Below are 22,002 nucleotides of genomic sequence, written 5' to 3' on the forward strand. Positions count from 1 at the left end.
CATCATCAAAATATATCTCAATCGTACCCTCACTTTGATTCAAATACGATTGCCAAGTAGTAATACACTATTTAAGGATAGACCATGAGCAAATCTGCTGAACTATACCAAAAAGCACAAAAAATCATTCCTGGCGGCGTTAACTCTCCTGTTCGCGCTTTTAGTGGCGTGGGCGGCGAACCATTATTTATTGAACGTGCCGATGGAGCCTTAATCTTTGATGCCGACGGTAAAGCTTATATTGATTATGTAGGGTCTTGGGGACCAATGATCTTAGGTCACAATAACTCAGCGGTGCGCAATGCGGTCATCAAAGCGGCAGAACGTGGGTTAAGTTTTGGCGCACCAACCAAAACAGAAATAAAGATGGCAGAGCTAGTTTCAGAAATGGTGCCATCAATGGAACAACTTCGCATGGTAAGCTCTGGAACAGAAGCAACCATGAGTGCCATTCGTCTTGCTCGTGGCTTTACTGGCCGCGATAAAATTCTAAAGTTTGAAGGCTGCTACCACGGTCATGCGGATAGCCTCTTAGTTAAAGCTGGTTCTGGCGCGTTAACATTAGGCCAACCGAGCTCTCCCGGTGTTCCCGCTGATTTTGCTAAACATACCCTAACGGCAACCTTTAATGATCTCGATTCAGTAGAAGCGTTATTTAATGCTAACAAAGATCAAATCGCTTGTATCATCGTAGAACCGGTTGCTGGCAACATGAACTGTATTCCTCCTGTTGAAGGCTTCCTTGAAGGCTTACGTGAGATTTGTGACCAACATGATGCACTGCTTATTTTTGATGAAGTCATGACGGGCTTTCGCGTGGCACAAGGTGGCGCACAAGATTATTACGATATCAAACCAGACCTCACGACTTTAGGCAAAATCATCGGTGGTGGCATGCCAGTAGGTGCATTTGGTGGACGTAAAGATGTTATGCAGTTTATTGCTCCAACGGGTCCGGTGTATCAAGCGGGTACGCTTTCAGGAAATCCAATTGCAATGGCTGCAGGTTTGGCTTGTTTAAAAGAATTACGCGGTGAAGAAAACGAAGCCCGTTTAGCTAAGCGTACTAAGCAACTAACCAAAGGCTTGAAAAAAGCGGCTGAAAAATACGAGATACCCTTTGCGGTTAATCGTGTTGGCGGTATGTTTGGCTTCTTCTTTACTGAGCAAAAAACCATTACTTGCTATGAAGATGTGACCAAGTGCGATATTGAGCAGTTTAAACGCTTCTTCCACTTAATGTTAGAACACGGTGTTTACCTTGCGCCTTCTGCTTTTGAAGCAAGCTTCATGTCACTTGCACACACTTCACGTGAAATTGAAGCTACCATTGAAGCCGCAGAGCGTTGTTTTGCCATCATGGCACAAGATAAGTAAATAGCACTGCTCTATACTTCGGTCACTTAGGGTATATAGCCAACAAAACGGTAACTTCAAGTACGAAGGGTATCGCTCATAAATCAAAGAGCATACGACTTATATCGATGCTCTTTTTTATTGCCAGTTTACCACCACCAAAACAGCCAACAGGACAATAATTAAAGTAAACCAAGGGATACTTTTCTTCTGTTTGCTTTTACAGCCACTTTTATTATCACAACACCCCATTTATCCACCTCTTTCGTTTTGTAATATCACTTGTGAATTTTTAACTATCTTCTTAATGATTGATTGATAAGGTTTCTGTTTATCGCCATTATATACTTCAGAAACCGTTATTACGGCTAACATACCTTTTTCATTAGCGGCCAAGCAAGGAAAAAACATGCCTAACAAATTTAAGATCTCCCCGACCCACTGGGTTTTAGTGATTGCGTTGCTTTTTGCAGCTTATGCATGTTACTTATTAATTACGCCTTATCTCAACTCGATCATTATGGCGTTTATCATTTCGTTGCTTATCTATCCTTTACATGAAAAGCTCGAGCAACGCTGGCCAAAGCACCGAAATACTTCCGCCTTCGTATCATGCTTATTACTTACCTTCGTAATTGTGATCCCATTGCTTGCCATTTTTGCCGCCATTATTCAGCAAGGAGCTCACTTTTCACAAACGGTTTATGCATGGGCGACTGACGGTGGTATCCAAACCGTACTCAATCATCCTTATATTGCCAAAGGGCTTAGTATTGTGAATCAGTACTTACCTTTCGATAATATTAGCCCACAAGAAATTGCTCAACGTGCCGCTAAATTCATATCTCAATTTGGTTCTATCTTAGTTTCAATCAGTGCAGGCATTCTTGGCGATGCAACAAACTTCTTAATGAACTTCTTTTTAATGTTGTTCGTGTTGTTCTTCTTATTGCGTGACAATGAAAAACTCGTCAATGGCATGCGTCATATTTTACCCTTATCTCGCAGCCAAGAAGATCGCTTGCTAAGCGAAATCCAAGATGTGTCGAAATCGGCGATCTTAGGCTCATTCTTAACGGCTATTGCTCAGGCTATAGCTGGCGGTTTTGCTTTATGGTTAGTCGGTCTTCCAGGATTATTCTGGGGAACCATGATGGGCGCAGCTTCATTTATTCCTGTCGTCGGAACCGCTCTGGTTTGGGTACCTGCTGCCATTTATTTATTATTAACTGGCGACATTGGTTGGGCTATTTTCCTAATAGTATGGGGCGTTGCAGTGATCGGTTCTATTGACAACATCATTCGCCCACTCCTGATGCAAGGCAGCGCTGGAATGGATACTTTAATGATTTTCTTTGCACTGTTAGGCGGCATTCAATTATTTGGTTTAATTGGGTTAATCTATGGCCCTCTGATCTTTGCCATCACCATGGTGTTATTCAAGATGTATGAAGAAGAATTTAAAGCCTTCTTAACCTCACAAGATAATAGCTAATCTCAGGTTCAGATACCGAAAAACACGGATAGCGATTAATAAAACTGAAAACATTGGTATCAAGACCTGATTGTGAGAAAATCAGGTCTGTTTTTTTATAGAGTAATGAACGATGTCTGCTTACACCGCCCCAAGCCAAATCGCACAGCGTCAACTTGAATATTTTCATGGCAAGCATGTCTTAATCGCTGGTGAAGCTGAAGATCTCTTCGCATTAGAATTAACCAAGCATTGTGAGTCTGTTTCGGTTTTTACCACTCATTATGGTTACCACAAACAGTTTAGCCAACACAGCCAAATTACTTCCTATTTTGGCGCTCAACTTGAAGCCGATACTCACGCTGATATGTTGCTGCTTTATTGGCCGAAAGCAAAAGCCGAAGCCGAATATTTATTAGCAATGCTAATGGCAAAGTTAGGCACGAACACTGAAATTTGCGTGATAGGTGAAAACCGTTCCGGCGTGAAAAGCATTGAAAAAATGTTTAGCCAATACGGTATTGTAAAAAAATACGATTCAGCTCGTCGTTGCTCTTTCTATTGGGGTAAATGTCTAAATGAAGTGACGCCATTTAACTTGCAAGATTGGTATAAAACCTACCCACTCACTGTCGGTAATGACACTCTGACTATCAAAAGCTTACCTGGCGTATTCAGCCATGGCGAGTTTGATAAAGGTTCTGAATTATTACTTGAAACCCTACCAAGATTAAAAGGTCGAGTGTTAGATTTTGGTTGTGGCGCAGGAGTGATAGGTTCAGTTATTGCCACTCGCAACCCTGATGCAAAAATGGACATGTGTGACGTTAGTGCTCTTGCCATCGAATCAAGCAAAGCAACATTACAAGCCAACGGACTCGAAGGAAACGTCTTCGCTTCAGACATTTATTCTGATACCGGTAAAACATACCATTACATCATCAGTAATCCCCCTTTTCACTCAGGGTTAGATACTCAATACTCTGCAGCGGAAACCTTTTTATCTCAAGCGCCAACACACCTTGCTCGTCAAGGAAACATGTTCATTGTGGCGAACAATTTCTTAAAGTACCCACCTATCATTAGCCGCAGCTTTGGTGAGTGCACAACGGTAACGAAAAATACCAAGTTTAGTATTTATCACGCCATTAAAACCAAGTAACCCGATCTCTTATATTCAGCGCTTCAAGATGTGAGTTTCAGTAACGATAAAATAAACTGTCACTCACTCTTTTCTCCTTACCTTTCTGCATTCTTAATTTAAAGCCATAAAAATAACTTAAAAACCGAATTATTATGTGATTTGGCGGCTTTGGTCACCTTTTTTACCGATGGAAAACAAGTTTCCTTAACTATTGGTCGAAAAAATTGTAAAAGGGTATACTAGCGTTAATTTATAAAAACCTTATCTTTTCTAATGATAGAGAAGATTCCTCTTACTTCATTGACTACAAGTAAATAGAGCGATGTCGAAGCTAAATAAAAAACATAAATTTCAAAGACTTCAACATACTTTAATGGCGGCGTTTCTCGTCGTTAGCTTAACGCCTTTAATCACTATTGCCCTTTTTTTCCTGCATTCACATAGTCAGGATTTACAAGAGCAAAGCACCTCTTATCTCACCTCTGTTCGCGACACGAAAAAACAACAAATCAATGATTATTTAAACTCAAAAGAATCAGAAGTCATGGGAATGGTGCGCTCTGAACTTGCTTATTCAAGCGGTGGGCGATTTTATGGTTTGATCAGCGCCTTTTCAAAACTTGGCAACACGGTTGAAGATGCCAGAAAAAATGCTCAGCAACGCTACATATTAGGCTCTGGGAATCAAATCAAAACATCGGTATTGCCAGAATCCGAAGACTTCATTGGAACTGAGCGCTATCGACTGCTTCATAAACGCTACCATTGGGCTTATGTAGATTTATTAAAACGCACCGACTTCACTGACATCCTCCTGGTTGATCGAGATGGTGACGTTGCTTATTCCGTCCAAAAAGATGATAACTTTGGAACCAACTTACTTTCTGGAAAATATAAAAACAGCGCATTAGGTCAAACCTTTGCCAAGCTGAAAAAAACTGTACTCGAGTCACGCAAAAACAATGAAGATTACACTCCGGTTATCTTCTCTGATTTTGAGATTGAAAATGGTCAACAAGTTCTGTGGGTAGGTGCCCCTATCATTCAACAAGGCTACTTACACAGTTACGCCATGTTAAAACTACCAAGCACTTCGCTCACCAATATCATTCGAGATCATAACGATAAAAGTAATATCACAAAAATATTAGTCGGTACCGACCATAAACCTAAAATCCTCGGTTTAACACCAGAACAAATCGCAGCCAGTACTTCCGTTATCAATAAAGCATTATCAGGTGAAACCGCTGTAGGTTCATTCAGTAACACCCATGGTGAAAAAGTCATCGCAGCTTATTCTCCGATCCATGCTCAGAATAAAAACTGGGCCTTGGTCATCGAACTGCCGGAAAATGATGCTTATTCACGTATACATCAACTCAAACATATCTTTTTTATCGTGATGCTGATTGGTGTCGTCATTGTATTTATCTGTTCACACTACTTATCCAACTTCATTACTGCGCCACTACTCAAGTTAACCTGGATGGCTGAGCGTGTCTCCGCTGGTGACCTTGATCAAGACATCATAAAAATAGAACGTAAAGATGAAATCGGAAGACTAGCCAGCAGCTTTGCTCGAATGCAGCGTTCCATCAGTGAAAAAATTCAATTAATTGGCGATCAAAATCAACAGCTCGAAGAAAACATTCAAACCATTCGTCAGCAAAATGATGAACTTCAACTGGCCAATAAGCTAAAAGATGAGTTTCTTGCCACCACATCCCACGAATTACGCACCCCTTTACATGGCATGGTGGGTATTGCAGAAGCATTGACCTCTGGCGCTAACGGCCCTGTACCGAATAATCAAAAGCATCAATTATCGATCATCATCAATAGTGGCCAGCGCTTAGCAACTCTGGTCGATGACCTACTCGATTATCATAAAATGCGCTACGGCAATTTAGACATTCAAAAAACCACGGTGGATGTCGCGGCAGCGACCCGCTTAGTTCTAGAGTTATCCAATCATTTATTGGGCACTAAGCCGATTCGGATCATTAACCAAATCCCATTAGAACTCCCAATGGTGTATGCCGATGCGCAGCGCTTGGAACAAGTACTGTACAATTTGGTCGGCAATGCGATTAAATACACTTCCGAAGGTAAAGTGATCATTTCAGCCACTGTGCTCAATAATAAAATTCGCATCCAAGTCGTGGATACGGGGCAAGGCATACCATCCGAACAATTAGATCATATTTTTGAGCCATTAATCCAAGCCAGCCAAGATTCTTCTCGCTACCGTCAAGGAGCGGGGTTAGGGCTTTCAATTAGTCGTCAGCTTATTGAGTTAATGGGCGGCACCTTATATGTCAGCAGCCAGCCGTTAGTCGGCACCACGTTCAGTTTCTCGCTGCCAATTGCAACACCAGAACAAATTGAAACGCATCAAGTACATGTGCCAAATACTCATTTTCAAATTCCAGAAACCACCACATTTGTTAATGAAGAAGACTCCTCATTACCGGCTAATCCAAATGGCCCACTGTTGGTTGTCGCCGATGATGAACCAGTAAACTTGCAGATCTTAGATAGTTTCTTACGTCTTGAAGGTTACCGTGTGCGCACTGCAACCGATGGCGTCTCCGCCGTTCAATTGATTGAAAAAGAAAAACCTGAATTGGTATTACTGGATGTCATGATGCCTGGTATGAGTGGTTATGAAGCTTGCCAAGAGATCCGTAAACAATACGATCACGCTGCTCTGCCAGTCATTTTATTAACAGCACTCAGCCAAACCAACGACCGGATTCGAGGCTTTGATGCTGGAGCCAATGACTACCTCACTAAACCCTTTAACAAGCAGGAGCTTGCTGCGAGAATTCGTGCGCACCTAACCGCAAGTAAAGCCGAAATGAGACGGGTTGAAAATGCACAGCTACAACAAGAGCTCAAAATAAGAGAGCAAGTTGAAGCTAGCTTACTTGAAACTCAAGGCCGGTTATTAGAACAACTGGAATCAGCTCCTGAAGCCATTGTCTGTATCCGTGAAGATGGGCGTATCCGCTTTGCAAATGACTCAGCCGCCAAGTTATTTAGACGTAGCCCAGAGCAATTAAAACGCTCTAGTGCAGATGAAATCATTGCCCCTAAATACCTTAACCTCTCCCAAGAGCATTACTGTGGTGATGTCGGTATTTTTATTGACGATAAACGTGAACTCATTAGCACTGATGTTCTTATGCTACCGGATGCGTCTGGGCTGAAATCCATGTACATATTTAACGTTGGCGGTGGCGTCAACGCACAACGTATCGACAATCTAGAAACCGCAATTGAAGCCCTATCAAGTTATGCATTTGATGGCGATAAGAATAAGTTACAGCAATTAAAAGAGTTGGGTGGCGAATTTACTCGTCTCGCCGATAAAGTCGCACCCAAAAGTGAAGATAAGCAGCAAATCATGCGCGAGGTGCTCGTCGATACCATGATCACCGCGCTGGATTATTGGGAATCAGAAACAGGAAAAACAAAGTTTGCGCTAGCGGAAGAAAGTGGCTTATGGCGTGTCTATTTAGACAGAAGCACCTTGCAAACCAGAACGTTAGATAAGTATCTACGCATTGAAACACTGCCCAAAACGGCGCGTTGGCGTACAGTATTAAATACCATTGATTACATACTAGAGCACACTAGAAACCATACCGAACAAAGGCAACACCTTGTTCATTGTCGTGAAAAGCTGCAAACGTTATTGGTTAATTAATTTTTAGGTCAATTAAACTACCTTATACCCAAATAACTTCAAGATGTAGAAGTCACTTTGGTATGTGACATTCCGTTTAAACACAAGATAAAGAGCCCACTTCAGTTCACTACTGACTGTGGGCTCTTTGCTTAATTTAAGCTTCATACTCATCTAACTTGAAGCTGTTGTACTGCTAACAGCCTTAAACATCCATTATCTTTTACCTCATATCATAGCGGGCCCTCTTTCGTATTATCATCTGCTGCAGGCTATTTTCTAGCCATCGCTTAAATTCAACACGCCATAAGGTGAGCCTGTCCAACCAACCATTCTTGTATCTTTCATCGTTCCTGTATCACGTATTTACTTACCCAGCTAACAGCGAAGCAAGCACGCCTAAATCCAGACCAAACTGGCTCATACAGCATGAATTTATCGTAAATTTCCCGTAAAGCACTTATTTTCCACTATTAATTAACCTCAGTACTCAACGGTAACCAAGACAAAAAATCGGATAAGAAAAGCCTTAATTCACCCTGGATTACGATTTTATTACGGTTAATGCGAAGCCACTCACAACAAATCGGCAATACTATTTTTCAGTAGAAAACAAAGCAGAAATCGTAAGAGCGATCCAAGTCAAATAAAAATAACAAACAAAGAAACACCCTTAAAATAAAGGTATTAAAAAATAGTAAGCACCAACATACACAATAAATGACTCATAAAAACCGAACTAACATCACATTAATTAATAGTATGAATTTCCATCAATTCGAGATTGTTTTTACGGTTTTAACGAGAAAGTAAGTGTTTTTAACGGTTTTAACGAGAATAGAAATTGACGATTTCAACAGTAAGGTGTTTTCTAGTTATGCAAAAGGCCTACAGGCCACTCGAAATACCATGTGGGTGTAACAGAACATCACACCGACAATCAATATGGATATTGAAGAGGTGGGTCTTAAGCGAGTGTTTATCAATTGATGACATTCCTTTTAATTAAGCTAAAACAAAAGCAAAAGTAAGGAACAGCTATGCTTACCAATATTAAAAAAACAGCCATCGCTGCAGCAGTGCTTTCAGTAGCTGCAACAGGTTTTACTTCGGTAGCCTCAGCAGCAGAGCGCAGTGAATTAACAGTAGTACCAAACTTTTACCCTACCTTTGTTCGTAACTTTAACCCGTACCTAGGTTCAACTAACCTAGCAACAACAACGGATTTCATTTACGAGCCTCTTGTTGTATTCAACGAAATGCACGGCAACACGCCAGTTATGCGTCTTGCAAAAGATTTCAAAATGTCTGATGACCTAATGACGGTTACCTTTGACATTCGTGAAGGCGTAAAATGGTCTGACGGCAAAACATTTACTGCTAACGATGTGGTTTACTCTTTCAACCTAGTGAAAAACACACCTGCACTTGACCAATCTGGTATCAACAAGTGGGTGAAAAGTGTTGAGAAGAAAGGTGACTATCAAGTTATCTTCCACCTAACAGAAGCGAACTCAAACGTTCCTTACGAAATTTCTAAAGTGCCAGTTGTTGCTGAGCACGTATGGAAAGACGTGAAAGATCCAACAAGCTTCTTAAACGAAAACCCTGTAGGTACTGGTCCATTTACTCAAATCGACACGTTCACACCACAACTTTACCTTCAATGTCGTAACCCGAACTACTGGGATAACAGCAACCTAGAAGTAGATTGTCTACGTGTTCCACAAATTGCGAATAACGACCAATTACTAGGTAAGATTGTAAACTCTGAGCTTGATTGGACGTCTTCATTCGTACCAGATATCGACAAAACTTACGCATCAGTAAGTCCTAACCACCATTACTGGTACCCGCCATCAGGTACTCAAGCATTCATGGTGAACTTTGCTGAGAAAGATGCAGCGAAGAAAGAAGCATTGACTAACGTTGATTTCCGTCGTGCTTTCTCTATGGCGCTTGATCGTCAAACTATCATTGATATCGCGTTCTACGGCGGCGGTACTGTGAATGATTTCGCTTCAGGTCTAGGTTATGCATTTGAAGCATGGTCTGATGAAGCCGTTCATAACAAATACAAAGGCTACAACACGTACAATGTTGAAGGCTCTAAAGCACTATTGAAGAAAGCTGGCTTCGTCGATAAAGACGGTGACGGATTCGTTGATACGCCTTCTGGCAAACCTTTCGAGCTATTGATTCAATCACCAAACGGTTGGACTGACTTTAACAACACAGTACAACTTGCCGTTGAGCAACTTCAAGAAGTTGGCATTAAAGCAAAAGCACGTACTCCTGACTTTGCGGTTTATAACCAAGCAATGCTAGAAGGTGATTACGATGTAGCTTACACCAACTACTTCCACGGTGCAGATCCATACACTTATTGGAACTCAGCGTACAACTCAGCACTACAAAGTGGTGAAGGTATGCCTCGTTTCGCTATGCACTTCTACAAAAATGACAAGTTAGATTCATTGCTAAACAGCTTCTACAAGACAGCTGATAAGCAAGAGCAGTTGAAAATTGCTCACGGTATCCAACAAATCATTGCAGAAAACCAAGTGACTATCCCTGTGATGTCTGGTGCTTACATGTTCCAGTACAACACTAAGCGCTTCACTGGTTGGTGGAATGAGAAAAACCCGAAAGGCCGTCCAAACATTTGGGCTGGTATTCCTGAGCGTCTACTTCAAGTTCTGGACCTAAAACCAGTTAAGTAATTCGTTCAAATCTTGCGGTGCACACATCTTAGGATGCTACCCGTGCACCGCCATTAAAATCCCCTCTTGATACAGCAATGTATGGCGCTCGTCGTCAGGGGATTTCTTTGTCTGAAATAGGCTGCCTGAAACCAGAGTCAGGCCAAAAAATCTGGGAAAGTTAAGGTGTAAGTTATGGGATTTTTCTTAAAACGTTTAGGTTTTTATTTTATCGCGCTTGTCGTCGCTGCGACGATTAACTTTGCGATTCCACGTGCAATGCCTGGTGACCCAGTGACCATGATGTTTGCCAATGCCACCGCACAGGTAACTCCTGAGCGCATCGCAGCAATGAAAGAGCTACTTGGTTTCGTTGAAGGTGGCCCTATCGTTCAATATTATGCTTATTTAAAAAATATCTTTAGCTGGAACTTAGGAACCTCTATCCAGTTTTATCCACTATCTGTATCAGACCTACTAGGTGGTGCATTTGGTTGGTCATTATTCTTAGCCGGTACCGCCGTTATTTTCTCATTTTCGATTGGCTCAGTATTGGGTATTTTCGCAGCTTGGAAACGCGGCAGTAAATACGACACCTTTATCTCACCAGGAATGTTAGTTATTCAAGCTGTTCCTCAAGTGGTTATTGCCATGCTTGCCATGTTTGTATTTGCGGTAGGTTTACGTTGGTTCCCAACTGGTTACGCCTATACTGCGGGTAATTTACCTGACTGGACAAGTTGGGAGTTCATCAAAGACGTTGCTTATCACGCGGTGTTACCTCTGTTTTGTGCTTCTGTCGTTCAGATCGGTGGTTTCTTAATTAACATGCGTAACAACATGATCAACCTTCTAAGTGAAGACTACATCACCATGGCAAAAGGCAAAGGCCTGAGTGAAAACCGCGTGGTATTTAACTACGCAGCACGTAACGCCATGTTGCCAAGTGTTACAGCGCTATCTATGTCACTGGGTATGGCGATTGGTGGTCAGCTCATTGTTGAAATCATCTTTAACTACCCAGGTTTAGGTACTGTTCTTTTCAATGCAATTAATGCGCGTGATTACCAAGTCCTGCAAGGACAACTTCTTATCATGACCTTGTTTATGCTGTTCTTTAACTTATTGGCCGATATGTTGTATGTCGTGCTTGACCCTCGCCTACGTAAGGGAGGCAAATAATCATGAAAGCTCTCGTTAAACTATTATCTGGTAACCCGAAAGCCCTAACTGGCTTAATCATTTTAACCATTTTCGTTTTAATGGCGGTGTTTGCACCATTAATTACTAAGCACGCCCCAGACAAGCGTACTGGTAAACCACATGAATACCCTGCCACTATCGTAAAAATGGCACAACAAAGTCCTGATGGTTGGGTAGCTACTAACTTAGCTAACGATCGCCGCACGATGGCGATGTCGAAAACAGCGGACCATGAGCTCGGCACGTCTCGTATGGGCCGTGATATTTGGTCTCAACTTGTGTACGGCGCTCGTGTCTCACTTGGTGTGGGCTTTGGCGCAGGCTTGGTGGTTTGTTTCCTTGCAACCGTGATTGGTGTATCTGCCGGTTACTTTGGTGGCAAAATTGATGACATTCTTACCGCCGCAATGAACATCATGTTGGTTATTCCTCAATATCCATTACTGTTCGTATTAGCCGCATTCATTGGTGAGGCTGGGCCATTAACGATAGCGTTAATAATCGGGTGTACCTCCTGGGCTTGGGGCGCACGTGTTGTTCGAGCTCAAACCCTATCACTACGTGAAAAAGAGTTTGTAAAAGCTGCTGAAGTATTAGGTGAATCCTCTTTCCGCATCATTTTTGTTGAAATTCTACCTAACCTAATCTCGATTGTTGGCGCAAGCTTCATCGGTTCAGTAATGTACGCCATCATGATGGAAGCGACCATTTCATTCTTAGGTCTGGGCGACCCAAGCACTATTAGCTGGGGCATCATGCTGTACAACGTGCAGACTTCTTCTGCCATTTTAGTCGGCGCTTGGTGGGAACTGATTACACCATGTCTTGCTTTGACAACCTTAGCAGTTGGTTTAGCTCTGTTGAACTTTGCGGTTGATGAAGTAGCCAACCCACAATTACGCTCGCACAAAGGCATGAAACGCTGGAAGAAAATTGCAGCACAAAAGAAAAAAGCGCGTGAGCCTGAACTGCCACCACAAAATGCACTTTGGAGCGGAGATAAATAATATGACTCAACCACTGATTTCAATCCGCAACCTATGCGTAGACTACATCACTGACGCGGGCGATGTCCGCGCAGTCAACAACGTTAGCTTTGATATCGCACCAGGGGAAGTATTTGGCCTAGCGGGCGAATCAGGCTGTGGTAAATCCACTGTTGCTTTTTCTCTAATGCAATTACATAAGCCACCAGCCTTTATTACTGGCGGTGAAGTTATCTTCAACGGTGAAAACATCTTAGATTACGATGAACAACGCATTCAATCATTCCGCTGGAGTGAAATGTCAATGGTGTTCCAAAGCGCCATGAATGCCTTGAACCCGGTCCTTCCAATGGAAGAGCAGTTCTGTGATGTGATCATGCGCCATACCAACATGACTCGTGACCAAGCCAAAAAACGCGCAGAAGGTTTATTAGAAATTGTTGATATTCACCCTGATCGTTTAGGCGACTACCCTCACCAATTCTCTGGCGGTATGCGTCAACGCTTAGTGATTGCCATAGCATTAGCGCTTAATCCAAAAATGATCATTATGGATGAGCCTACCACAGCACTGGATGTCGTCGTACAACGTGAAATTTTACAAAAAATCTATGCGTTAAAAGAAGAGTTTGGTTTCTCGATTTTATTCATTACCCATGATTTATCGTTAATGGTCGAGTTCTCCGACCGCATCGGCATCATGTATTCGGGTGAATTAATTGAAGTTGCGCCATCTAAAGAAATTTTAGAGTCGCCATACCATCCGTATACGCGAGGATTAGGGTCTTCTTTCCCACCGTTAACCGGTCCTAAAACCAAATTAACGGGGATTCCGGGTAACCCTTTAAACTTGTTGGAAATTCCTCAAGGTTGTCGATTCCAAGCTCGCTGTGATCGCGTGCATGACACATGTCGACAAGTTCCAACGCAACTGCGTCAAATTGAGCCAGGCCGATTGTCAAACTGCCATTTATACGGCGAACCAATCGTTCAAGCGAAAGTTTAATCAAACTCAGCACACAGCAGAATCGGCAATATAAGCCAGTTTAAAAAGAATTAGCGTAAAGCTGGAGACAATTATGAGCTCATCAGACAAATATGGAAAACTACTGGTTGAAGGGAAAAATCTGATTAAAGATTTCCCAATCAGCAGCAGTACATTAAAACAACCTATGATGCGTGCGATCAACGACGTGTCATTCAAAATGTACAAAAGCCGCGGCTTAGCGGTTGTGGGTGAATCAGGTTCTGGTAAATCCACCACAGCTAAAATGATCGCTAAAATGTACTCCCCGACTGCAGGTACGATTGAGTACAAAGGTCGTGATATTCAAGAGATCAAAAAGAAACAAGATCTTATGCACTACCGCGAAGGTGTGCAAATGGTATGGCAAGACCCATTTGGTTCATTAAACCCAACTCACAATATTTTCCATCATATTGCTCGCCCTTTGATCATTCACAATAAAGTGAAAGCGAGTGATAAGAAGGAACTTCAAGAGCGTATTTACGAGCTTTTAGAGCAAGTGGGCTTGAACCCAGCCAAAGAAACAGCGGCAAAGTTCCCGCATCAACTTTCTGGCGGCCAACGTCAGCGTGTCAACCTAGCACGTAACATCGCAGTAGGCGCAGAAGTCGTGCTTGCGGATGAACCAACCTCGATGTTGGATGTATCAATCCGTGCTGGTGTTTTGAACTTGATGGAAGAAATGAAGTTCGACAAACAAATGTCACTACTTTACATCACGCACGACATCGCCACCGCGCGTTATATTGCTGAAGATCTTTCGGTAATGTATGTCGGTCACATGGTGGAATGGGGGGATACCGATGAGATCATCCACGATCCTCAACACCCATATACTCAACTTTTAGTGTCTGCCGTTCCGGATCCAAAAAAATCGATCCATGAAAAGTTAAAAGGCAATAAAGGTGAGATCCCACTATGGACACCAGAGTCAGTTGGTTGTCCATTTGCCGGTCGCTGCTTGCATGTCACGGATAAATGTCGTGAAAAAATGCCAGGCGTCACCCAACTAGCAGACAATCACTTTGTTCGTTGTTACTTATTTGAAAAATAAACCATTGAAAGCTGAGGTCACCTCATATTTCAAGCTTCAATAACGCAACACGTTTTACACATTGTCTGATTCAACGTCGATATGCTCTTATTCATTAGAGTGAGAGCTATCAACCAGACAGAGGCTCGGAGCACTCATGCAAATTCTTACTAACCATATTGGTTACCCATGTTTTAGCAGCAAAAATGCCGTTGTACTTGCCTCAACTTTAGATGAGAACATTACCGCTCAACTGATCAATGCCAAAACTCATCGTGTTGAAAATGAAATGGCAATTACGCCAGTAGGAAAAGTCGCCAATTGGCATCAAGGCCAATTTTACCGCATCGATTTTTCATCTTTCTCTACCGCTGGTCGCTATTATTTAGCGATAGGATCATCGCAATCCCATCCTTTTGAAATCAATAATAATCTATTGATGAAACAGACGTTTTCCGATGTGATGCATTACTTCAAATCCCAACGCTGTGGCGGTATTTTCGATCAACAAGATCGTCACATTCCATTGCTTAATCGCGATACGACTGTCGATGTACACGGTGGTTGGTACGATGCTTCCGGTGATGTGAGTAAATATTTTAGCCACCTTTCATACGCTAATTATCTCAACCCACAACAAATCCCTATGGTGGTTTGGAACATGCTTAAAGGCTTGTCTCTGACTACTGACATCAGTGATTTTGCTAAATTTTCTACGGTACGATTAACCGAAGAAGCCCTCTTTGGCGCTGATTTTTTAGTTCGTATGCAAAACCCTGAAGGCTTCTTTTACACAACCGTGTTTGATAAGTGGAGTAAGGATGTTAAACAACGCGAAATCTGCTCTTACCAAACACAAAACGGCGATAAGTTTGATGATTACCAAGCCGGTTTTCGCCAAGGCGGTGGTGTTGCCATTGCAGCCCTTGCTTCTGCTTCTCGCTTAGAACAACACGGTGACTATACACAAAATCAATACCTTGAGGCTGCGATTAAAGGCTATCAACACCTGTGCGAACACAATACTCAATATTTAAACGATGGTACGGAAAATATCATTGATGAATATTGCGCCTTGTTGGCAGCAACTGAGCTATTTAAAACCACGCAAAAAAATGAATTCTTACTTGAAGCAAGACGCTGGGCAACCGCATTAATGAACCGTCAATGTGGCGACCAAAATTTTTCACATTATTGGTCAGCCAATCAAGATGGCTCTCGCCCCTATTTTCACGCGTCAGAAGCCGGATTACCTGTCATTGCTTTAACCGAGTATTTATCGATTGAAAATGATGCTCCTTTGGCAAAACTCACGCAAAGTGTGATTGAAAATGCCTTACGCTTCGAGCTAACTATTACTCACAAAGTGAACAACCCATTTAGCTATCCACGTCAATACGTGAAAGCAGTAGATGGCGAAAAACGAGAGGCCTTTTTTGTCGCCCAAAACAATGAATCTGGTTATTGGTGGCAAGGTGAAAATGCGCGTTTAGCATCGCTATCAACCATGGCCAGCATCGTTCAGTCATACATTAGCGACCCGGGTTTGAAGTGCCAATTAAAGCGCTTTGCACAATCGTCTTTAGACTGGATTTTAGGGCTTAACCCATACGACATGTGCATGTTAGATGGCCACGGCCACAACAATCCAGATTACTTACCTGACCTTGGCTTTTTTAATGCCAAAGGCGGCGTGTGTAATGGCATAACTTCAGGTTTTGATGATGAGCAAGATATTGCATTTAACCCTGAAGGCCCAAAAGATGACATGCTACAAAACTGGCGCTGGGGCGAGCAATGGATCCCTCATGGCGCGTGGTACTTATTAGCTATCATAGCTCAGCAACATCATTTGGATACCGAACAAAAGGAATACTGCCATGACTAGTTTATTGGTCGGTATTGATGGCGGTGGTACTTCTTGTCGTGCACGTATACGCGATCATCAAGGCAACCTCCTTGGTGAAGGCAAAAGTGGCAGCGCCAATATTTTATTAGGTGTCGAAGTGGCAATGGCGTCGATCATTGATGCGATTCATCAAGCGTGCCAACAAGCCGGCCTTAGCCAGCAAGACTATTCACGCATGCATTTAGGCTTAGCGTTAGCCGCGGCTGAACAAAAATCGGCTTGGCATGAATTTATGGCACTACCGCATTCTTTTGCCAGCATGGTGCTTAATACCGATGCTTATGGCGCATGCTTAGGTGCTCACAATGGTAATGATGGCGCGATTATGATTGCTGGCACAGGTTCGTGCGGAATTTTTATACAGCAAGGCCAACAACATATTGTCGGTGGCCGAGAGTTTCCGATCTCGGATCTTGGTGGTGGCGCGATCATGGGATTACGCCTTATTCAATACACCTTGTTAAGTCAAGATGGCATAAAACCAAGCAGTCCAATCACGGAGATCGTGATGCAGCATTTTGATCACAGTATCGATGCCATTGTTGAATGGTCTAAAACTGCCAAGCCTTGTGATTATGGGCAGTTTTCTCCACAAATTTTTGCTTGTGCCGCGGACAAAGATCAAGTGGCTTTAACACTACTGCAAGACACCGCCGCCGATATTGATATGTATTTAGTCGCGCTTATCAAAAAAGGCGCAAATGCCATTGCATTGATGGGCGGGATCGGTGAACGCATCGTGCCCTATCTCAGTAACCAAACACAATCACACCTAGTAGCCTCTCAAAACGATGCCATTGAAGGTGCCTTAATGATGGCAAACCATCCCCAACACAACTTGTATTCCGTGGTGGCTTAAGATGGAACTAATAACAACAAACACCTCAGAAGGTGACATTATGAATTACCGAATTGATCTTGCTGTCCTTGAAGAAAAAGAAAATTACGCACGTTTTGGTTTAACTCTGCATAACTTAAGTGATCTGGATTTGCACGACTGGGCGATTCACCTGAGCTTTCGACGCTACATTCAGCCGGAATCCTTAACTCAAGGTCGCATTGAACAAGTGGGCGGTTACTGTGTGATTCAGCCTCCCCAAGACAATTGCTTACTGGCTAATCATCATTATTATGTTGAGTTTGGATGCCAAACTTCACCTTTCCAATTATTGTCGGATGGATTTGATGATGCCTTCATCCAAACCAAGATCGACAATGAGATAACCAATGTCGAAGTCACAGTGACTCCGATTGCTTTGGCATCCAGCTATAAACAGCGTTCAAGCACTCCAGTTGCAGCAGCCAACTTTGAAGGCGTTATTCCTAACCCTCAAAGCCAACAGCCACAACAAGGCCATTTTAATTTAACTCAGAATATTGTTTTTCAATCGCACAGCAGCCAAGCAAACAGCGCATTAACCTGGCTTGCTGAAGAATTTAGCTTGGTTTTAGACAACACTATCAAAATGAGCAGCCAAGGCAATGTGTGCTTTGTGATCACCCCTAATTTAGCGGATGGTGCTTATAAACTTGAAGTACAAGAAAAACAAATCTTGCTAGAAGCGAATTCCACCAGCGGCTTTATGCATGCCAGTGCCAGCTTATTACAATTGGTCAGCCATCAAATTGATAACCAAAGCACTGAGCTTCCTTGCGTATTAATCCAAGATAAACCGCGCTTTAATCATCGCGGCATGATGTTAGATTGTGCTCGTCACTTTCATTCAGTTGCCACCGTTAAACGCCTGATCAACCAATTAGCCCAATTCAAATTCAATGTTTTTCATTGGCACTTAACCGATGACGAAGGCTGGCGTATTGAAATTAAAGCCTTCCCTGAATTAACAAACATTGGTGCATGGCGTGGTTTGGACACCCCAATCGAACCGCAATATTCTAACTTAACAGGAACACATGGCGGCTTTTATAGCCAAGATGAAATCCGCGACATTATTAAATATGCCGCTGAGCGTAACATCATAGTGATCCCTGAAATCGATATCCCGGGGCATTGCCGCGCTGCAATCAAATCGCTGCCGGATCTCTTGGTCGATCCAGACGATGAATCGGAATATCGCAGTATTCAATACTACACCGATAACGTGTTATCTCCGGGGCTAGAAGGCACTTACACCTTCTTAGATACCGTTTTAGAAGAAATTGCTCATCTATTTCCCGCGCCTTACATTCACATTGGCGCAGATGAAGTGCCGGACGGCGTATGGAAAAAAAGCCCAAAATGCCAAGCGTTAATGCAAGAACACGGCTATCAAGATGAGAAAGAATTACAAGGACACTTGCTGCGCCACGCTGAAGACAAACTGAAGTCTCTAGGTAAGCGTATGCTCGGTTGGGAAGAAGTTCAGCATGGCGACAAAGTCAGCAAAGACACCATCGTGTATTCATGGCACAGCGAAAAAGCCGGTTTGTACTGCGCTCGCAATGGCTATGATGTGGTGTTGCAACCCGCTCAATACACCTATTTCGATATCGTTCAAGACTATTCCTCAGAAGAGTTTGGTGTGAACTGGGCTGGCGTAGTGCCGCTAGAAAAATCCTATGGTTACGAACCGTTGTCTGAACTCGATCCAGAAGATCCCGTAAGGCAGCGTATTTTTGGTATTCAATGTGGTTTGTGGTGCGAAATTATCGATAACCAAGATCGGATTGATTACATGGTTTTCCCTCGCCTTCTTGCGATTGCAGAAGCGTGTTGGACGGAAAAACAACACCGAGATTGGGATGATTTTCTCTCTCGACTATACGGACATTTGCCAACTTTGACTCGTCAAGGTGTCAACTTCCGTCCTTTGAAATAGCGATTAGATTTCAAAGGCAAAAAGTTAAGAGCGATAAAAGTCTTCACTCAGGTTTATTTTTAAGTAAGGAACACATTAATGAAATACGGTTTTTTCGACAATGACAATCGTGAATACGTCATCACTCGTCCAGACGTGCCGGCACCATGGACGAACTACCTAGGCACAGAAAAATTCTGTACCGTTATTTCACACAATGCAGGTGGTTATTCTTTCTACAACTCACCTGAATACAATCGTGTGACTAAGTTCCGCCCGAACGCGTCATTTGACCGCCCGGGGCACTATGTCTATTTACGTGATGATGAGACTGGCGATTATTGGTCTATCTCATGGCAACCTGTCGCCAAAAGCCTAGATGAAGCTTCTTATGAAGTTCGTCATGGTTTGTCATACTCTAAATTCAAGTGTGAATACAACGGCATTACTGCAACTAAAACCTTATTTGTACCAAAAGGTGAAGATGCAGAAGTGTGGGATGTAGTCATTAAAAACACCAGTGACAAGCCACGTACTATCAGTGCATTTTCGTTTGTGGAATTCTCTTTCAGCCACATTCAGTCGGATAATCAAAACCATCAGATGTCACTTTACTCTGCTGGCACAGAATACCGTAATGGTGTGATCGAATACGATCTGTATTACAACACCAATGATTTTGAAGGGTTTTACTACCTAGCTTCTACTTTTGATCCTGATTCTTACGACGGTCAACGCGATAGCTTCTTAGGTCTATACCGTGATGAAGCTAACCCGATTGCAGTTGAACAAGGTCAATGTTCAAACTCAGCACAAACTTGTTATAACCACTGTGGTTCATTGCATAAACAATTTGTGATTCAGCCAGGTGAAGAAGTACGCTTTGCTTACATTCTTGGCATGGGTAAAGGCAATGGTGAAAAGCTGCGCGCTAAATACCAAGATCTTGCTAACCTTGATGCTGACTTTGCTGGGATCAAAGCCCACTGGGATGAGCGTTGTAACAAGTTCCAAGTGAAATCACCAAACGAAGGTTTGGATACCATGATCAACGCATGGACTCTATATCAAGCAGAAACGTGTGTCGTGTGGTCGCGCTTTGCTTCGTTCATTGAAGTTGGTGGTCGTACTGGCCTTGGTTACCGTGATACCGCGCAAGATGCGATTTCAGTACCTCACGCCAACCCGAAAATGACCCGTAAACGTTTGGTTGATTTACTTCGCGGCCAAGTGAAAGCCGGTTACGGATTACACCTATTTGATCCTGATTGGTTTGATCCTGAAAAAGCCGATGTTGTGCCATCAAAATCACCAACCGTCGTGCCAACACCAAGCGATGAAGATAAGATCCACGGTATTGAAGATACCTGTTCCGACGATCACTTATGGCTCGTTCCGACCATTTGTAAATACGTAATGGAAACCGGTGAAGAATCTTTCTTTGATGAAGTGATCCCTTATGCCGATGGCGGTGATGCCACTGTGTACGAGCACATGAAAGCCGCGCTTGATTTCTCAGCAGAATACGTAGGTAACACCGGTATTTGTAAAGGCCTTCGCGCCGACTGGAACGACTGTCTAAACTTAGGCGGTGGTGAATCGTCTATGGTGTCTTTCCTTCATTATTGGGCATTACAAGAATTCATTGATCTAGCAAAACACTTAGGCAAAACAGACGATATTGACACTTACAGCACCATGGCGGAAGGCGTTCGTCAGGCTTGTGAAACCCATCTTTGGGATGATGAAGGCGGCTGGTACATTCGCGGTTTAACTAAAAATGGCGACAAGATCGGTACTGCTCAACAAACTGAAGGTAAGATCCACTTAGAGTCCAATACTCTAGCGGTACTTTCCGGCGCGGTATCTCAAGAACGCGGTGAGCGCGCAATGGATTCGGTTGATGAGCACTTATACTCACCATACGGCCTGCACTTAAACTCGCCATCATTCGCAACACCAAATGATGACATTGGTTTTGTCACGCGTGTTTATCAAGGCGTAAAAGAAAACGGCGCGATCTTCTCGCACCCGAACCCTTGGGCGTGGGTAGCAGAAGCCAAGCTGGGTCGTGGCGATCAAGCGATGAAGTTCTACGATGCTCTAAACCCATACAATCAAAATGACATGATTGAAACTCGCATTGCCGAACCTTACTCATACGTGCAATTTATCATGGGACGCGATCATCAAGATCATGGTCGAGCCAACCACCCTTGGTTAACCGGTACATCAGGTTGGGCTTACTTTGCCGTCACCAACTTCATGCTAGGTGTTCGAACTGGCTTTGAAGGTTTAACTGTCGATCCTTGTATCCCTACAGCATGGCCTGGTTTTGAAGTCACCCGTCAATGGCGTGGCGCAACGTACAAGATCACGGTGCAAAACCCGAATAATGTCAGCAAAGGCGTTCAATCCATCACAGTTAATGGTGAGGCCATTGAAGGTGCTATTCCGGTTCAAGCCGAAGGCAGCATTAACGATATTATCGTGATTTTAGGCTAAGACATTTGGGAGGCACTTTGCCTCCCTCTTTAACGTTTGAAAAGGATGTCATTATGATCAAATTTGGAACAGGCGGTTGGCGCGCCTTTATTGGGGAAGAGTTCACCCAAGCGAACGTGCGCCTTGTCGCGCAAGCGCTCGCCAATATCATTCAAAATAGATCGGAAGAGCGGT

The 22,002-nt window shown here is 43.1% G+C and carries 14 protein-coding genes; all 14 read left to right on the plus strand.

The annotated features are described in order from the left end of the window. The first annotated feature begins 84 nt into the window (after positions 1-84). Complete coding sequence (hemL, locus tag A1QC_RS15220; protein ID WP_017023784.1) at positions 85-1,377, plus strand: glutamate-1-semialdehyde 2,1-aminomutase; 1,293 nt, start codon at positions 85-87, stop codon at positions 1,375-1,377. A gap of 388 nt (positions 1,378-1,765) precedes the next feature. Beyond that, complete coding sequence (locus tag A1QC_RS15225; RefSeq protein WP_017023787.1) at positions 1,766-2,851, plus strand: AI-2E family transporter; 1,086 nt, start codon at positions 1,766-1,768, stop codon at positions 2,849-2,851. Positions 2,852-2,963: 112 nt separating this feature from the next. After that, positions 2,964-3,992: a 16S rRNA (guanine(1207)-N(2))-methyltransferase RsmC gene (rsmC, locus tag A1QC_RS15230; protein WP_017023788.1), complete on the plus strand. Its 1,029-nt coding sequence runs from the start codon at positions 2,964-2,966 to the stop codon at positions 3,990-3,992. Between the two features lie 304 nt (positions 3,993-4,296). Beyond that, the gene (locus A1QC_RS15235; RefSeq protein ID WP_017023789.1) at positions 4,297-7,686 is read left to right on the plus strand and encodes a response regulator; all 3,390 of its coding nucleotides are present in this window, start codon (positions 4,297-4,299) and stop codon (positions 7,684-7,686) included. Between the two features lie 1,019 nt (positions 7,687-8,705). After that, on the plus strand, positions 8,706-10,388 hold the full coding sequence (locus A1QC_RS15240; RefSeq protein ID WP_017023790.1) for an ABC transporter substrate-binding protein: 1,683 nt from the start codon (positions 8,706-8,708) through the stop codon (positions 10,386-10,388). 174 nt (positions 10,389-10,562) lie between these two features. Then, positions 10,563-11,549, plus strand: a complete 987-nt coding sequence (locus tag A1QC_RS15245) for an ABC transporter permease (protein WP_017023791.1) — start codon at positions 10,563-10,565, stop codon at positions 11,547-11,549. Positions 11,550-11,551: 2 nt separating this feature from the next. After that, positions 11,552-12,577 carry an ABC transporter permease gene (locus A1QC_RS15250; RefSeq protein WP_017023792.1) on the plus strand — a complete coding sequence of 342 codons (1,026 nt, stop codon included), beginning with the start codon at positions 11,552-11,554 and terminating at the stop codon, positions 12,575-12,577. Position 12,578: 1 nt separating this feature from the next. Continuing rightward, positions 12,579-13,562, plus strand: a complete 984-nt coding sequence (locus A1QC_RS15255) for an ABC transporter ATP-binding protein (protein ID WP_017023793.1) — start codon at positions 12,579-12,581, stop codon at positions 13,560-13,562. Between the two features lie 73 nt (positions 13,563-13,635). Beyond that, on the plus strand, positions 13,636-14,637 hold the full coding sequence (locus tag A1QC_RS15260; protein WP_017023794.1) for an ABC transporter ATP-binding protein: 1,002 nt from the start codon (positions 13,636-13,638) through the stop codon (positions 14,635-14,637). Between the two features lie 136 nt (positions 14,638-14,773). Then, positions 14,774-16,504 carry a glycoside hydrolase family 9 protein gene (locus A1QC_RS15265; RefSeq protein WP_017023795.1) on the plus strand — a complete coding sequence of 577 codons (1,731 nt, stop codon included), beginning with the start codon at positions 14,774-14,776 and terminating at the stop codon, positions 16,502-16,504. After that, positions 16,497-17,384 carry an N-acetylglucosamine kinase gene (locus tag A1QC_RS15270; RefSeq protein ID WP_017023796.1) on the plus strand — a complete coding sequence of 296 codons (888 nt, stop codon included), beginning with the start codon at positions 16,497-16,499 and terminating at the stop codon, positions 17,382-17,384. The genes A1QC_RS15265 and A1QC_RS15270 overlap by 8 nt, the downstream gene beginning before the upstream one ends. Positions 17,385-17,424: 40 nt before the next feature. Continuing rightward, the gene (locus tag A1QC_RS15275) at positions 17,425-19,344 is read left to right on the plus strand and encodes a beta-N-acetylhexosaminidase (RefSeq protein WP_017023797.1); all 1,920 of its coding nucleotides are present in this window, start codon (positions 17,425-17,427) and stop codon (positions 19,342-19,344) included. A gap of 78 nt (positions 19,345-19,422) precedes the next feature. Then, the gene (locus A1QC_RS15280; protein WP_017023798.1) at positions 19,423-21,828 is read left to right on the plus strand and encodes a GH36-type glycosyl hydrolase domain-containing protein; all 2,406 of its coding nucleotides are present in this window, start codon (positions 19,423-19,425) and stop codon (positions 21,826-21,828) included. Positions 21,829-21,881: 53 nt separating this feature from the next. Beyond that, positions 21,882-22,002 (plus strand): hypothetical protein (locus tag A1QC_RS15480; protein ID WP_141706031.1); only part of this gene is annotated, 121 nt, incomplete at its 3' end.

The sequence above is a fragment of the Vibrio rumoiensis 1S-45 genome, from assembly GCF_000286955.2.
GTDB classification, from domain to species: Bacteria; Pseudomonadota; Gammaproteobacteria; order Enterobacterales; family Vibrionaceae; genus Vibrio; species Vibrio rumoiensis_A.

What these genes read in the sequence shown, in the direction of transcription:
- hemL (WP_017023784.1), top strand. Translation starts at nt 85, where the DNA reads ATGAGCAAATCTGCTGAACTATACCAAAAAGCACAAAAAATCATTCCT.
- A1QC_RS15225 (WP_017023787.1), top strand. Translation starts at nt 1,766, where the DNA reads ATGCCTAACAAATTTAAGATCTCCCCGACCCACTGGGTTTTAGTGATT.
- rsmC (WP_017023788.1), top strand. Translation starts at nt 2,964, where the DNA reads ATGTCTGCTTACACCGCCCCAAGCCAAATCGCACAGCGTCAACTTGAA.
- A1QC_RS15235 (WP_017023789.1), top strand. Translation starts at nt 4,297, where the DNA reads ATGTCGAAGCTAAATAAAAAACATAAATTTCAAAGACTTCAACATACT.
- A1QC_RS15240 (WP_017023790.1), top strand. Translation starts at nt 8,706, where the DNA reads ATGCTTACCAATATTAAAAAAACAGCCATCGCTGCAGCAGTGCTTTCA.
- A1QC_RS15245 (WP_017023791.1), top strand. Translation starts at nt 10,563, where the DNA reads ATGGGATTTTTCTTAAAACGTTTAGGTTTTTATTTTATCGCGCTTGTC.
- A1QC_RS15250 (WP_017023792.1), top strand. Translation starts at nt 11,552, where the DNA reads ATGAAAGCTCTCGTTAAACTATTATCTGGTAACCCGAAAGCCCTAACT.
- A1QC_RS15255 (WP_017023793.1), top strand. Translation starts at nt 12,579, where the DNA reads ATGACTCAACCACTGATTTCAATCCGCAACCTATGCGTAGACTACATC.
- A1QC_RS15260 (WP_017023794.1), top strand. Translation starts at nt 13,636, where the DNA reads ATGAGCTCATCAGACAAATATGGAAAACTACTGGTTGAAGGGAAAAAT.
- A1QC_RS15265 (WP_017023795.1), top strand. Translation starts at nt 14,774, where the DNA reads ATGCAAATTCTTACTAACCATATTGGTTACCCATGTTTTAGCAGCAAA.
- A1QC_RS15270 (WP_017023796.1), top strand. Translation starts at nt 16,497, where the DNA reads ATGACTAGTTTATTGGTCGGTATTGATGGCGGTGGTACTTCTTGTCGT.
- A1QC_RS15275 (WP_017023797.1), top strand. Translation starts at nt 17,425, where the DNA reads ATGAATTACCGAATTGATCTTGCTGTCCTTGAAGAAAAAGAAAATTAC.
- A1QC_RS15280 (WP_017023798.1), top strand. Translation starts at nt 19,423, where the DNA reads ATGAAATACGGTTTTTTCGACAATGACAATCGTGAATACGTCATCACT.